The organism is Rhodopirellula sp. J20-39 (assembly GCF_057365095.1).
In genome coordinates this window covers 5773649-5788170 of the sequence record NZ_CP195123.1, presented here as the reverse complement: position 1 = coordinate 5788170, position 14522 = coordinate 5773649, and the positions used below count along the sequence as shown (strand labels likewise).

The 14522-nt window shown below is 55.0% G+C and carries 9 protein-coding genes and 1 tRNA gene; 7 read left to right on the top strand and 3 right to left on the bottom strand.

Annotated elements, in window-relative coordinates:
* Positions 1 to 538: 538 nt before the first annotated feature.
* Together ACR3ZL_RS21075 and ACR3ZL_RS21070 are read left to right on the top strand one after the other, a co-directional pair.
* Positions 539 to 3481 carry a DUF1592 domain-containing protein gene (locus ACR3ZL_RS21075; protein ID WP_486172940.1) on the top strand — a complete coding sequence of 981 codons (2943 nt, stop codon included), beginning with the start codon at positions 539 to 541 and terminating at the stop codon, positions 3479 to 3481.
* A 178-nt stretch (positions 3482 to 3659) separates the two neighbouring features.
* On the top strand, positions 3660 to 5117 hold the full coding sequence (locus ACR3ZL_RS21070) for a DUF1552 domain-containing protein (RefSeq protein ID WP_473651126.1): 1458 nt from the start codon (positions 3660 to 3662) through the stop codon (positions 5115 to 5117).
* Between the two features lie 294 nt (positions 5118 to 5411).
* Here the strand turns inward: ACR3ZL_RS21070 and ACR3ZL_RS21065 are convergent, their stop codons facing one another.
* Positions 5412 to 6428: a TlpA family protein disulfide reductase gene (locus tag ACR3ZL_RS21065; RefSeq protein ID WP_473651127.1), complete on the bottom strand. Its 1017-nt coding sequence runs from the start codon at positions 6426 to 6428 to the stop codon at positions 5412 to 5414.
* A gap of 837 nt (positions 6429 to 7265) precedes the next feature.
* Here ACR3ZL_RS21065 and ACR3ZL_RS21060 point away from each other — a divergent pair.
* Positions 7266 to 7964: an AIM24 family protein gene (locus ACR3ZL_RS21060; protein WP_473651128.1), complete on the top strand. Its 699-nt coding sequence runs from the start codon at positions 7266 to 7268 to the stop codon at positions 7962 to 7964.
* A 76-nt stretch (positions 7965 to 8040) separates the two neighbouring features.
* Here ACR3ZL_RS21060 and ACR3ZL_RS21055 read toward each other — a convergent pair whose 3' ends face one another.
* Positions 8041 to 8208, bottom strand: coding sequence for a DUF2256 domain-containing protein (locus ACR3ZL_RS21055; protein WP_473651129.1), 168 nt, complete (start codon positions 8206 to 8208; stop codon positions 8041 to 8043).
* Between the two features lie 521 nt (positions 8209 to 8729).
* Here ACR3ZL_RS21055 and ACR3ZL_RS21050 point away from each other — a divergent pair.
* Both ACR3ZL_RS21050 and ACR3ZL_RS21045 read left to right on the top strand, forming a co-directional pair.
* Entirely contained in the window at positions 8730 to 9239 is a 510-nt protein-coding gene (locus ACR3ZL_RS21050; RefSeq protein WP_486172939.1) for a hypothetical protein, read from the top strand.
* A gap of 899 nt (positions 9240 to 10138) precedes the next feature.
* Positions 10139 to 11305, top strand: a complete 1167-nt coding sequence (locus ACR3ZL_RS21045; RefSeq protein WP_473651131.1) for an aldo/keto reductase — start codon at positions 10139 to 10141, stop codon at positions 11303 to 11305.
* A gap of 777 nt (positions 11306 to 12082) precedes the next feature.
* Here ACR3ZL_RS21045 and ACR3ZL_RS21040 read toward each other — a convergent pair.
* Positions 12083 to 12156 (bottom strand) — tRNA-Arg (locus ACR3ZL_RS21040).
* A 127-nt stretch (positions 12157 to 12283) separates the two neighbouring features.
* Between ACR3ZL_RS21040 and ACR3ZL_RS21035 the strand changes: the two genes are divergently transcribed.
* Positions 12284 to 13600 (top strand): lipid-A-disaccharide synthase, encoded by a 1317-nt coding sequence (locus ACR3ZL_RS21035; RefSeq protein WP_473651132.1) that lies wholly within the window; start codon positions 12284 to 12286, stop codon positions 13598 to 13600.
* Positions 13601 to 13644: 44 nt separating this feature from the next.
* Positions 13645 to 14472: a hypothetical protein gene (locus ACR3ZL_RS21030; protein WP_473651133.1), complete on the top strand. Its 828-nt coding sequence runs from the start codon at positions 13645 to 13647 to the stop codon at positions 14470 to 14472.
* Positions 14473 to 14522: the final 50 nt, after the last annotated feature.

Here is a 14522-nt window from a genome sequence, read left to right as displayed (position 1 = left end):
AGTGTTGGATCTTTTGCGTAATCCAGTTGGCTGCTTCGCCCACCGCTCAGGAAGGTTTTCCGTTAGTGACCGTTCAGGTCAGGGGCCGATGCAAGACCGGTCGTCAATCGAAGCTGGGACTCCGTTTTTCCCAGTGGGAAGACGCGAGCCGACCGGTCCCGAACGCATTGTGTAGTTCGTTTGGGATAGTTCGTTTCGGATCGCAAACAAACAACGCCGAATCACATGCGATTGGCCCTGGGGGACATATGGTACTCCCTGGCATCGTGAGCATGGACGGCTCACCCAAGACGTGGTACGCATCGAGTTGCGTCAAGAAGAGCTACCCCATTTGGCTTTTCCTAAGGTTGGTTTTTGCTCGACAGGCCATGGTTGCGCTGGGCTGCTGACCGTAGGCGAGGTTCGCCCGATTCCAACAACCTAATTCACTTATAAAGCTTGTTGATTTCTTGTATAGATTTAGACTGTGAACAAATGAAGGGCTCGGCGCTGACGGGCCAATTGCAAGTAAGGCGGCAATTCAAAAGGTTGGTTCTCGATGCGGTCACCCTGTCGCCCTCCAAAACTTCCGCATGTTTTCTGTGCACTCGCTGTTCTTGCTTTATGGGCGATCGGTGCCATCTTTGCGGAAGGGGGGCTCGAAGTCGCCTTTGCTGCAGATCTGAAGACGGTTGAAGTGAGTGGGGGCGAACTCACAACGGCGAATTCGGATCGAGGAAGTGTTGGAAAACGAGCCTCCAATTCCGTTTTACCCAGCGCACCGTCGTTAACCGAATTGAAAGTATTGGGGGCGAAGAAGTCGTCCTATCTCAAACCATCAAGAGCTGCTGTTAATCAGCATTCGCAACGTGATGGCTCGGTGTTTGATCAAACGATCAAACCGATTCTGGATGAGGCCTGCATTGACTGCCACGGTCCCTATGGCGCCGAAGCTAGCTTTGACATCACCGCAATCGATCCCGACATGATCGATGGCGGAGATGCCGAATGGTGGCAAGAGGTGTTAGCGGCGTTGAGCAAAGGTGAGATGCCGCCGCCTGATGAGATGGAGATGGAGGATGAAGATCGGGCGACGGTCGTCGAATGGTTGAGCGATGAAATTCATTTCGCATCCATTGCGCGTCGGGCACGTGACTCTCACTCGTCGTTCCGCCGGCTAACGAAGTACGAATACAATTACGCCTTGCAGGATCTGCTCGGCGAGCCATGGGACTTCGCCAAAGACCTGCCACCGGAATCGGTCTCCGAGGACGGTTTCCAAAACAGTTCCGACTCGCTCCATCTTTCGGTATCCCAGTTCGAAACCTACCGGCAGCTCGCACGACGTGCGTTGGATCGAGTTACCGTGCGTGGCCCACGCCCGGACATTGTTCGCTGGCGACATAGCATGTCGGATGCGGCCGCGATCGAGCAGCGAATGTATCAAGCAAAAGTCAAGCGGCTGGAAAAGCGATTCGAAGACGACGCCGAGAAACGTGAAAAACAAATCGAGACGGTGACGAGGTTGTATCGAAATCCAGGGACCGGGCCGTACTACCTGAACGTCGCAACAGGAGAAAAGGCGCGTGCGAAATGGGAATACAACGGGGCCGTGTATGCGATCGAACCCTTCGATACCGCCAAAGCGGCACAGGACGACCAGGAAGCATCTGCCTCGTCAGTCACACCCGTTGTCGAAGCGGCGACGCATGTCGCGGTGCTGCCAACGGGTAAACGATCCTATCTGACGATCGAACTGGGGAACCAAATTCCTGATGAAGGTTTGATGCGTGTTCGTGTCCGCGCGTCGCGTGGTCCTAACCAAATGCGAATCCCCAGCATGCAGTTGGTTTTCGGCTGGCGTGCGACCAATGAGGGGCGTGCCGACGTGCGAGTCAGCAAGCGAGATACTCCGGTGACCGCCACCGCGGGAGCAGCGGAGACGTACGAATGGTTGATTCCGCTCGGTGAAATCGATCCGCGAAATGCCGAACGCAAGACATCGACTATGGGGCGATTTCCCAGTCCATCGGAATACATTCGTGTGGTCAACAGTTCGGTGTCAAAGGATAGCGACCAGCCCGCCGATATCGTGATCGAGTCGGTCGAGGTTGACGCGCCGATCTACGCCGAGTGGCCGCCCCAATCGCATCAGCTCATCTTTGCTGACCGAGAGCCCAACGGGGAGTTGTCACGCCAGGAAGAAGTCGACTACGCGCGCAGTATCCTGACGCGGTTCATGCCACGCGCATGGCGAACGTCGGTGGATCCCGCCGCCGTGGAAAACAAAGTCGCTCTCTTTCAAGCGATGCGTGATGGAAGTGAGGATTTTCAGGATGCGATGTTAGAGGTTCTAGCCACCGTACTGACGTCTCCCAAGTTCCTGTACTTCGCTCCCAGGGCGATCACATCGACGGAAGTTTCAGTTCCGCCGGACGCGCAGGTTTCGTCTCGTCAGCAGGTTTCGGCGGCCTCGACGCCGCACAATCGCCAACTGTCCGCTGAAGACCTCGCGACTCGGCTGTCCCTGTTTTTGTGGTGCAGCGTACCGGACGAGCGATTGTTGGAATTGGCCGCGTCGGGAACGCTGCATCAACCAAAGGTGCTGCTCGCGGAAGTGGACCGGATGCTCGCCGATCCGCGTCACGAACGTTTTGTCCAGCATTTTGTGGGGCAGTGGCTCGACCTCCGAGCACTGTCGTACTTGGCGGTCGATAAGAGCTTCTCGCAATTCGATCCGTCCTTGAAAGAGGCGATGCAACAAGAGCCTCGTGCCTTTTTCGCAGAACTGCTACGCACCGACGCGAGTGTTCTGGACATCGTCCATGCCGACTACGCTGTGGTGAACGAACGGTTGGCGGTCCATTACGGAATCAGGGGTGTGGAGGGCAATGAGTTTCGACGTGTTTCGATAGATGACGATGCGGCACGTGGCGGTATTCTGACCCAAGCGGGATTGTTGGCGATGAATTCCGACGGTGAACACTCGCACCCACTCAAGCGAGGCGTCTGGATACTGAAGTGTTTGCTGAATGATCCGCCACCCCCGCCACCAGCAGCTGTCCCGGAGATCGATTTAGCAGATCCGGAAATTATGAAATTGACGCTGAAACAACGCATCGAGGACCATCGCAATCAGCCGGCCTGCATGTCGTGCCATCAAAAGATCGATCCGTGGGGAATCGCGTTTGAGAACTACGATGCGATCGGTCAATGGCGAGATGAGATCAAAGGGACACCGGTCGATGCCAGTTCCGCGTTGTACAACGAGCAAGTCTTGGATGGCGTTGAAGGGCTCAAACGCTATTTGTTGAACAGCCGTCAGGATCAAATCGTTCATGCGATGGTCGAAAAACTCGCCGTCTTTGCCCTAGGGCGTCCGTTGGCCTTCAGTGATAGTGCGGCGGTCGACGAGGTGACACGGGCTGTGCGCCAAGACGGTGATGGATTGAAGACTTTGGTGCAGCGGCTTGTTACCAGTGATCTGTTCTTGTCGCCGTAGATATTGTCTCCGTAAGTGGTAACGCTGACACGATGATGCAGAACCTTGTTTTGCAATGACTGATGATTGTTTCTGATACTCAAGACTTTTGCTCGCCCAATCCTGTTCACACACCTCCACAACGACTTGATTCGCAGCCGCGTTCAACACTCGCCCCGCCTTTTGTAGGAACGACACGATGAAACTGAATCTGGACTCATTGGACCGCCGACGTTTTCTACGTGGCGCTGGTGTGGCTCTTGCCTTGCCCGTGTTCGGCTCTACATCGAATTGGACTGCCGCCGCTTCGACCGGTGCATCCGCCGGGGGTCCGGAAACGTCCGGGCAGTCAGGTGCCGACGGTGATTCGCCGCGAGACGTGAAGCGATTGGCGTGTTTCTATTTTCCCGACGGGGTGCCGATGCCGTTGGCTGAGGACCCGGCCTATCAGGATTGGTCTTGGTTTCCTCATGGAAATGGCACCGACTTCACCTTCACGAAGTGCATGGAGGTCTTTCAACCGCTGAGGGATCAGATCACGGTGTTGTCAGGGTTTTCTCATCCGGACGTGCGGCAGGTTCACGGTCACTCGAATGCGGATCAGTTTTTGACGGCGGCTGCCACGGGATCGGATGGGCCTTACAAAAACTCGATCTCCCTGGATCAGGTTTACGCGAACCACGTCGGTGATCAGACGCGGTTCTCATCCTTGGTGCTGTCGACCGATGGAGGAACGGGGACACCGCGTGGCACGCACACGATGTCGTTCTCCCGTACGGGGCGTGCGATCCCCGCCGAGCATCGGCCCAAGCGAGTCTTTGACATGTTGTTTGTCAAGCGTGATGCCGATGCCGCGCGGCGTTTAGCGTTGAGTAAAAGTGCGTTGGATGACTTGCTCGCCGATGCCAAGAGTCTGCGACGTGACTTGAGTGGCGATGACCGCGAGCGTTTGGACGAATATCTCGATTCGGTCCGGCAAGCCGAACAACGTGTTGAAAAAGCGAAACGTTGGATCAACACTCCGTTGCCGAATGTGGAGACTGGGGACCTGGATTTGGACGTGTCGCCGGAGGACCCGCAACGTTATGTCCAGACGATGTTTGAATTGATCTACTTGGCATTTCGCACCGATTCGACGCGGGTGGCGACTTACCAGATCGGTCGCGAGAACGCGTTTGGCATCAGCGACCGTTTGGCTCGCGCGGTCGGATTCAATTTGGCTCACGCGTTGTCGCACGAAACCAAGCAACCCGGTGGCTGGGAACGGTTTTCGACCTATTGTGGATTCCTCAACCGAGAGTTCTATCGGTTTGCGTCGCGGCTTCAAGAGACTCCCGAACCGGCTGGCGAAGGCACGATGCTGGACAACACCCTGTTGCTGCTCGGCTCCGCATCCAGCGCGTTCCACCTGTCGCAAAACTATCCGGTCGTCCTGGCCGGTGGCAAGGCAATGGGCTTCAAGCACGGTCAGTTCCTCAACTACGCCGGTTCCGGTGCCGTCGGCGGTTTATTTGACGGGGTGCCTGAGCCTTGGATGAATGAACCAGCCAAGGACGATCAACCGCTGACGAAGGTTTTCGTCACAATGTTGCAGCAGTTGGGATTGGAGACAGAGAGTTTCGCCGGTCGCACCGGCGGGCTGTCGGAATTGGTTTAGTTGGTGAAGCCAGCGATCTCAAGTCTCTCAACGCCGCAAAGTGTTTTGGGGTAGGAAGAAATTTGTTTTCTTCGCCCCCATTTGGCGTCGTGGCGTTTGGATGTTGTTACCGTATCCGTAGGTGCGCTGTGCGACCTACGGCTATTGTCTTCGATCCCTTCGGGATACTTGAGTCAGTTGTGGGTAAGCGATCGCTCCGAAGAAATTTTTGCTCACCTATGTTTGTATACGCCGAAGGCGTTTCAGGAATTAGCCGGCAGTCGAACGCAGCCAACACTGCCGGATCGATCGGTTTCAGTTTGTTTTGGGGTGAGCTTCCAGGGCGGTCTTGACTGCTTCACGCAGCGATTCGCCGCGGAGGTCGCGGGCTACGATTTTGCCGTCGGGGCTGATGAGCCAGATCGATGGGATTGATTGGATGCCGTAGGCTTCGAAGATTGTTTTGTGCCGTTCGGTGTCGCCTATCCATCCCTGTCGATAGATCGACGGGGTTTCTTCAAGCAAGGCTTTCGGTGAATCGATTGATTCATCAACGCTCAGGCCAATCATTTCGAGACGCTCGCCCCCGAAATCTTCGTAAACCGCTTCGAGGTTGGGGAACTCGGCTCGGCAGGGGCCACACCACGTCGCCCAGAAATCGACCAGCACAAACTTCCCACGGAAGTCAGACAGTTTGAACTCACTGTCGTCGTATGCGGTCGCTGTCCAGTCCGTTGTCATGTCGCCTGGCGTCGGTACATTTTTGAGCTTCAGCGTCATGTTGGCGCGGAACGGCTTGTCCACGTCTTTGATAATGAACTGCCGCATCGCATGTGCACGAGCGAGGTGCAGTGTACGCTCGCCTTTCGCATACGGATGCATGATGGTTGCCGTCAATTGGTACCACGCCGGTTTGATGTTCTCGAATGAATAGGTGCCATCCGCAGCCAGTTTGGTCTGGTGAGTTTCTCGCTTCGCACGGGCCTCGTCCGCTTTGCGAAGATAGTCTTGGTACTCTTCCGATTTCATAAAGGCATCGAGCCACTCGGATCGTTCTTCCTTTTCCATCGAACTCCACTCAGGAGGATACGGCCTTCGTGGGTGTTTGTAGTTGCCTTCCAGTGTCACCACGACTTGGTCGAGCGACAGACCATTCGTGTTGATGCCCTCGGACACTTCTTCGGGCATCGAGACTGATCCTTGCACCGAACACGTGACGACCTCAGTCGGTTCCGGTTTTGTGATTGAGGCTTCTTCGGAATCGCTTTGACCGTAGGCCTCGAGCGAAAACGTCAGCGCGAGCATCAACGAGAGAATCGACTTCGTGTTCATGGGAGAACTCCAGGGAAGCTTCATGTTTGAAATAGTGCGTTTGCTATACCAAAACCTTGGTTGGCTTGAACCCGTGATAACGCTGGCTGCTGAGATCGTTGTATCACATGAGCCGTGAATCGAATTGTGATAGCTATGGCTCCAAAAGGCTATGCCCTCGCTATTCAGTAATCATCATTGGCTCAGTGAATCGAAGTCCCGCTCATGTCTTACCTCTGCCAGGTGAAGAGCAACGGCTCAAGCGGGCAGTGGGCTCATTGGAGGTCCGTATTCCCGTTGTCTCAGTATCAGCCCGTGGCCTGCGTGAGTGGGCTGAAGAGATCCCTTGCTGACTCCGTGACTCATCGATCGAAGGCTTGGCGTCGTCCGGTCTTATTTCCCAAATTTAGTTTTGATGAAGCAATAAAATAAACACTGTTGAACTAATCCGCCGTGAAGCCAGTTTAGTGGATGTGTTGATCGATGTCAGTGAGCCGATAAGACGTTTGGTCAAATCGGTAAGTATCGGGTTTGAGAATTTGGCTGCGAGCTAACGTGGGGGTGCGGTGTCGTTGAACGTACTTAGGGTTATGCGTCGCGTTGCGACTGTTTGTGTTTGTCAAAAGATTTAGGAAGTTTCCGCCTCTTTGAATGTGGTGAAGTCCGGTGCAGAAGGTTGTAAACAGGTTGGCTCAGCGCGAGCCTCGCCCTCCCGGGACTTTGTTGGGAGGGGATAGGCTCTTCGCTGATTGAATTGCGATTCGGCGGCGGAGTCACGAGGCGGTCATGCGTGTTCTTACGTGGTACACTGCGAAGACGTTGTCCGTTTTAAGCTGTTCTTTGCATAGGTGTTGACCGATGTCCGATAACCGTTTTTCGTTGCAGGCCTTTGTTGAGAAGACTCGTGATCGAGATCTTGAACAGGGGCTCTTCGAGCTTGAGACCGAGCGGATGCTTGATATCAACCTGAACGGAGAGGTCTGGACTAAGCTGGGTGCAATGGTTGCCTACACGGGCAACGTCAAGTTCGAACGAGAAGGGATCCTTTCACGTGGAATCGGGAACTTGCTCAAGAAGGCGGTATCGGGTGAAGGTTCGTCCCTGACCAAGGTGAGTGGGCGCGGTTCCGTGTTCTGTGCCGATGCCGGGAAGAAGATCACCATCTTGAAGCTGGACAATGAAGCAATTTGTGTCAATGGAAACGATCTTCTCGCGTTTGAAACATCGCTGACTTACAACATTAAGATGATGAAGCGGATGACCGCAGTGCTGGCCGGCGGACTTTTCAATGTCCGGCTCGAGGGCACCGGTATGGTCGCGATCACCAGCCACTACGATCCGGTAACTCTGCCGGTTACGCCCAGCGAACCCGTGGTCACCGATCCGAACGCGACCGTGTTGTGGTCAGGAAATCTAGAGCCCGAACTGAAGACCGACTTGCAATTGAAAACGTTCCTGGGACGCGGCTCAGGCGAATCCGTGCAGCTCCTCTTTCGCGGTCACGGTTTCGTCGTCGTTCAGCCCTACGAAGAGGTCTACTTCCAACACGGCCAGTAGGCGATTAGGCGATTAGGAGAGCGATCATTCCTTGGAACGCAGATTGCCCAGGGCGAGGATAGGGTTGTGCATCGGCTCACGGTGTTCGTGACTGTGGAAGCGTCTTGGCATCGCGGTTCTTGCGGCACCGGTCACTGCAGTACTTCACTTGGTCCCAAACCTTTTTCCATTTCTTTCGCCACCGGAACGGACGTCCGCAGACCACGCAAAGCTTCTCCGGCAAGTTCGGCTTCGCGTGGGGCATGAAGATTACCGGATGGAAGGTTGAACTCGGAATCGTGGAAAGCAACCGCAGCAAAGGCAGGTTGCCGTGCGCGAGAGCACCATCGCGAACCAGCTTCAAAACCAAATCTAGAAAGCGTCATGTAAATCAAAATCTCGTTTAGAAGCTCTGCTAAACGCGAACCTTGTTTAGAGATGTTAGAAGGTCGCCAATCGGGTACTGGCAGTGGGCACACAGAAAAAGTCAGAAGCCATGATGGCGCGGGCTTTATATAGACAGCAGAGGGTTCGAACCTCGAAGCGATTTACCTGGATCGACCGCCGCCATGTTTTTATTGCCACTCGTTATCAAACCTCGGTTCGAGTGGTTGGATAGGGCAGCCATCACTAGGCTTCTGCGGTCGGACTACTAGCGGGTTTGACTCGCGACTCGTGTTGATTTTGCGATACACTGATACTGTCCGATCGTAGCATTGTCAGTCAGAAACTACCTTTACGGATGGGGGAATCATGAGAAGGCGAGTGTTTATTCAGAAGTGTGGGGTGCTTCCACTTCTAGCCATGACCGGCGTTTCAGGCGAAGCAAGCACATTGGATCGTTGTCGAGCGATTGGCGACTACTGCTATGATGGCACGTTCGCCGAGTTTGAACTCGTCCTCGGCTACGATCTTTCTCAATGCCTTTTGGAGTCGACGCAACTTCTCGCTTCGTTCGTGCAGAATGTCGAAAGGGAGCGAAAGCTATTTCGAGAAGGGGGTTGGCAGATGCCGGGGCTGTCCATTCAGCATCCGGGAGATTTTCCGCTTAGGAGTGTTGCTTCGCGAGAGTATCGAATTGTCGTTCTTGGTGTAGAAGTCTATTCCAACATTGTGTCATCTGATTTTCCACTAGCTTCACAACACCGCCCGCAAGCCGCTCGCCGCCAACTGGAACAGGTCTACCACGAAGTCTTGCGGGTGAACGAGAGTCACCAGAAAGTTTGGTATGCACTCAATCCGCCAAGTATTCCCGAGCACGATCCCATCACAGGAAAGAGGGTCTTCCGAAACTAGCCAGCTATCCGTCACTTGAAAACTGCGAATTGACGAATCCGGCAAACAGCAAAATCCTTTCCTTGGTGGCGAAAATCACCTGTCGCGATTCCGTCATGCGTGGACACCGCAGTAACCGCTGGCCGCTTGGCCGTTTCCCGTGATGCAATGGATGCATGAAGTGCGAAATTGATCTGCCTGCCGATATCCAGCGTTGACTTACCGCTCGTACCAACGAGGCCGGGCGAGACCTTACGTTTCTGCTTCGATTCGCTGTGCGTGATTTTTTTCGGAAGAAGTGATTGCGAACTTCGGTCAATCGCGGTCTCCCGTTTGGAGACTAGGTCTGGACTGAGGAAATCGCCGAACGGAACGGACTGTGGTACACGATGTGTTCTGTCGGGCGTCCCCGAAAGAAGCCGTCACCACCAAAATAAACAAAGCCCCTCCCGATATTCCCCCCGTCACCTTTTCCTGGCCATCGGGCACGTGAGCCGCATGGCGTTGGCCACGGTTCCCGAACCTAACCCCTATGTAGGCACTCTTCCATGATGCATGCAAAAAGGTGGCCGCGTCCGCAGGAAGCGATCTGCGCTGGTGCTTTGGCTGACACTCGTGGCAATAAAATCCGGCTTCTCGCGACAGGTCGGTGACTCGGTTCAGCGGACACAATCGACCGTTAGGCAACCATAGCGGCAGTGTCGCTTCCAACGTGAACGATGTCACCTCTCTGGCGACTCGGCAAACGCTCTTGGACGTGCCTCGTGTGGCACTTTAAATGGCGGTAACCAACGGATGCTCGCCATTGAAACAGTATGCCAACAATCGATAGGCGACGCCCGAGCACTCCGGAAGCATTTGTGATTTCACGATCCGAGCTGTGAGTTCGCGTCCACCCATTCATCCTTCACGGAAACCTCATGCTCACCCGAAGAAATCTGTTGCAAGCCAGCGCGGCCATTGGCGTTGGCTCGGTGATCAGCCGTCCCGCCTCTGCTCAAGCCTTGAAGGTTCAAATGTCCACAGGCGAAGTCATGAAGACCAGGGGGTTGGTGGATACCAATGAGGCCTTGCCCAGCAATTCCAAGATTGACGGACAACGCTATCGCCCCACATCCCGAATGGGACTGGGCGGACTTGCCGCCGGAAATGGATTCAACACCATTTCTGATGACGAAGAAATCCTCGCCATGCTGAACCAGGCCTGGGATTCTGGGATCCGATATTTTGACACCGCACCGTTCTACGGGCTGAGCCTGAGCGAACGGCGATTCGGGGATTTGCTGCGTAACAAGAAACGCGAAGATTATGTTCTTTCGTCGAAGGTCGGACGGTTGCTCACGCCGTCCGCTGAACCGTTGCCCAAACGTTGGCATTGGGCGAATCACTCACCTTTTCACTACCACTACGACTACACGGCAGAGGGAACGCGACGTTCGGTCGAAGACAGCCTGCAACGCATCGGTGTCTCCTCGCTCGACATCGTCTTCATTCACGACCTCTCACCGCAAAACAGTGACTTTGGTGCGGACTGGCTCAAGCACTTTGACGAAGCCGCCAAGGGGGCCATGCCCGAACTGACCAAGATGCGTGAGGAAGGCATTATCAAAGCCTGGGGATTTGGGATCAATTCTCCGCATGCGATTTACAAAGCGGTGGAGATCGCTGATCCAGACATCTGTTTGTTAGCGCTTCAGTATTCGATTCTCGAACACCAGGAAGCCCTGGAGAAAACGTTCCCGCTTCTGGATAAACATGGTATTTCCGTCGTGGTCGGCGCCCCGCTCAACGGCGGCTACTTAGCCGGACGAAACCGTTTCAACTATTCCAGTTTGATCCCCGATGCAATGAAGCAAAAATTTGCGGCGATCAATGAGGTTGCACAAAGGCACGGGATCGACATCAAAACCGCAGCTTTGCAGTTCGCAGAGGCTCCATCGACAGTTTCGGCCATCATTCCTGGGGCTCGTACCTCTCAACAGGTCCAGGAAAATGTCGCCGCGATGAAAGTGGCCATTCCGGAAGCCTTCTGGGATGAGCTGAAATCGAGAAAGCTCATCGCCCAGAACGCTCCCGTCAAAGCGTAAGGCCTCGGTCTACTCCTCGATGATTTTGATCGGTGCCATGGATCGGTGCCACGCACTCAACATGCGCACTCAACATGTCTAACTGGATCTGAGCGCCATTGAGGCTTAACCGTGATGGCACTCCACCGATTTCTGGAGGAACTGAATTGTCGGTCATCTCCATGGTACTGGTGATCGGCTCCACTAACGTGAGCTCATGGCCCATATCCGTTGGTTGACTCTGGAAGACTGTTGGGCCCCTGGCCTCTCAATATGTGTCACCCAAAAAGCCAGCCCATCGACGGCAAAGAACCCCAACCGGTCGCAAATCCAGGCCTGCCGTTACTGGTGCGAGCCGCCCATAAAGAAAGGAAAGGTTCCAGGCCGCCAAATAACGAGGCCCGCATGAGTGCCCACCCGATGTCTAGGCACCGTAAGCCGATGAAACTGGGCAGGCCTCTTAGCCCGAGCGGTTTTGCTCGCTGGCAAGCACTTAGGGTTGTCTACTTAGAATCGTCGGAACACTAAGTGGCGGCATCGGGATTGTCGCTCGGCTCTCCGAGCCGAAAGCGGTTGCTTCTACGCATTCGGTTCGGAGAACTGAGCGACAGTTGTTCCGACGATTGGTACCTGTAGCTATCGCAGGCCCGGCTGGGCGGCACTTTTTCACGCAGCCGATCAAAGTGCTTGGGCCAGCTCACCAAAAAGACGAGTGATATTGACTTGCTGCCAGCGCAGAAAAAAAGTGTACCCAAAAAATCTGGGCACACTTCAAATGGAGAATCGACGTAAGTCGAGTACACCCCAGAGGATTCGAACCTCTAACCTTCGGTTCCGTAGACCGATGCTCTATCCAATTGAGCTAGGGGTGCTGGCGTGAGATGCAGAAAGTATAGATTTTCTCGAACCGTTGCAAGGGGTTGCGGCCACAGTTTCCTTTTCGGTAGCGTTCGCTAAGTTCAGCTCGCTATCGACGTTCAGCACGCTATCGGATCAGGGATGATTTCCGTGACGACTCAAACCCTCTTTTTTTCTGTCGGTGAGCCTAGTGGCGATCAGCATGCCGCTCGGCTGATTACGCAGTTGCGTGGCCAGACGGGATCTGGTGAGCTGCGAATTCGGGGCTTTGGCGGCCCGGAAATGCAGCAGGCTGGGTGCGACTTGGATCTGGATCTGACTCGGCACGCAGTCGTGGGACTCGTGGAAGTGCTGCCCAAAATTCGAGAATTTTTTCGGTTCGCTGATCAGGCCGAGCAAACCTTCGCGGCGGGGAATGTCGATGGCGTGGTGCTGGTAGATTTTCCTGGGTTCAATTGGCACATCGCCAAACGAGCAAAAAAATACGGCATCCCGGTCTACTACTATTGCCCACCCCAATTGTGGGCTTGGGGCGGCTGGCGGGTGAAGAAGATGCGTCGGACGGTGGATCATGTGATGACGGTGTTACCGGTCGAAACGGAGTTCTTCGGTCGCCACCAAATTCCAGTTACGTTCGTGGGACACCCGTTTTTCGACGCGGTCGCAAAAAAGAAGCTCGATAGCGATACGATGCGGCAGTTGCAGGCGATCCAAAACGGTGGAACACCAGATAATTCAGGGGCAACGCTTGCACCGGGAACCGATTCGAACGCACCGACTCGCGTGGTCGCGGTCTTGCCGGGATCGCGTGATCATGAAGTGGAACGCAATTTTCCGGTGATGTTGGAAACGATTCGCCGCCTCGATCGAGACGGTGTGGGTAATCGCAGCGATCAGTCGAACGTGCGATATGCCGTGGCGGCGTATCGCGATCGGCATTGTTTGTGGTGTCGACAGCAACTTTCAGATGCCGATCAAGATTTGCCGATCGATTTTTACGTCGATCGGACGTCGGAGATCATCGAGGCGGCTCACTGCGCGATGATGGTCAGCGGATCGGTGAGTCTGGAGCTGATGGCTCGTGGAACACCGGCGGCCGTCATTTATCGGGTCGGCCGGTTGTTGCACGCGGTCGGCAAACGTGTGCTGAAGGTGCATAGCGTGACGCTGCCGAACTTGATGGCTGGACGGAAAGTTTTTCCGGAGTTCATTTCGGTGGGTGACAGCGAGCCGGCGATCGACTTTTTGCACGAAACCACGCGGGCGATGCTGTGCGACGAGTTCTATTACAACCGCGTTCGCTTAGAAATGGAGCAATTGCGACTCGCTTACGGGCAGCCCGGGGCGTCAGAGCGAGCGGCTGAGTTCCTTTGCAAACAGCTCGGATTGGAACGAATCGGCGGGAAAGACGGCTCGAGATCGGAACAGGGGCAAACCATTCACCGACGAGCTGCGTAGCGTCAGGCGTTATTCATGTCCCTGCATCCGATTCCGCCATCATCATGACCGACTCAGCTAATTCCGAATCAGACCAAGCCACCGGGCGTTCTCCGGAAGCCGGAAATTCCCCGAATCAGCGAGAAACGCTCGGTTCGCTGCATACTCCCGCGATCCCGCGAATGGGCGCCGAAGAGGGGTATCAACTGATCGGCGAAGAGGACATTCCGCCGCTGCGAGCGAGCGGGATTGTGTGTTTGATCTTGGGGCTGTTGAGTTTCTGGGCCACAGTGGCTTGGCAAATGCTAATTGTGCCCATCGCGGCGATCATTTTCGGGATCATCGCGATGCGAAAATGGGGCAAAGTGCGTCCAGCCGGAACCACAGCGGCGGTCGTGGGATTGGTCCTTGCGTCGGCATTCGGCGCTGCCGGTGTGGTGATTCCAACGATGAAGCAACGCACGCTGGGCAAACAGGCGGAGTACTTCGCTCGCGAATTCCTGGAAATCGTCGGCGACGGCGAGGTCGAATTGGCGTTGGAGCTTCAGAAGCACGCTCGAAACCGCCAGTTGGGAACGATGGACCTCAAAAAGGCCTATGCCGAAGACGCGGTTGCGAGCGAGCAACGCGAAAATGCTTCCGAGGGCATGGTGAGCACGATTGGCGAGCTTGGCCCCGATATTGATTGGCAGCTCGCCGAACCGGTGCGAGTTTTCTTCAAGTACGGTATCGAAAAGGCGGATACGTACTGGGTTGATCCCAGCGGTAACGAAGAACGCAAAGTGCAGGTTTTGCTGGAATGGCATCCTGACGAAACGAATCAAACCGGGCAGTGGCATGTGTCGCTGTTCCAGTATCACCGAGAGCTGATTGTGGCTCCGACGGTACTGTAAGCAACAGCTTGTTAGGACTGAGCGGAAAATAAGTGGCATAGGCTTCCAGC

Coding starts and splice junctions, on each gene's coding strand:
- ACR3ZL_RS21045 (WP_473651131.1), top strand. CDS start 10,139: ATGCTCACCCGAAGAAATCTGTTGCAAGCCAGCGCGGCCATTGGCGTT.
- ACR3ZL_RS21065 (WP_473651127.1), bottom strand. CDS start 6,428: ATGAACACGAAGTCGATTCTCTCGTTGATGCTCGCGCTGACGTTTTCG.
- ACR3ZL_RS21070 (WP_473651126.1), top strand. CDS start 3,660: ATGAAACTGAATCTGGACTCATTGGACCGCCGACGTTTTCTACGTGGC.
- ACR3ZL_RS21030 (WP_473651133.1), top strand. CDS start 13,645: ATGACCGACTCAGCTAATTCCGAATCAGACCAAGCCACCGGGCGTTCT.
- ACR3ZL_RS21060 (WP_473651128.1), top strand. CDS start 7,266: ATGTCCGATAACCGTTTTTCGTTGCAGGCCTTTGTTGAGAAGACTCGT.
- ACR3ZL_RS21075 (WP_486172940.1), top strand. CDS start 539: ATGCGGTCACCCTGTCGCCCTCCAAAACTTCCGCATGTTTTCTGTGCA.
- ACR3ZL_RS21055 (WP_473651129.1), bottom strand. CDS start 8,208: ATGCCCCACGCGAAGCCGAACTTGCCGGAGAAGCTTTGCGTGGTCTGC.
- ACR3ZL_RS21035 (WP_473651132.1), top strand. CDS start 12,284: ATGATTTCCGTGACGACTCAAACCCTCTTTTTTTCTGTCGGTGAGCCT.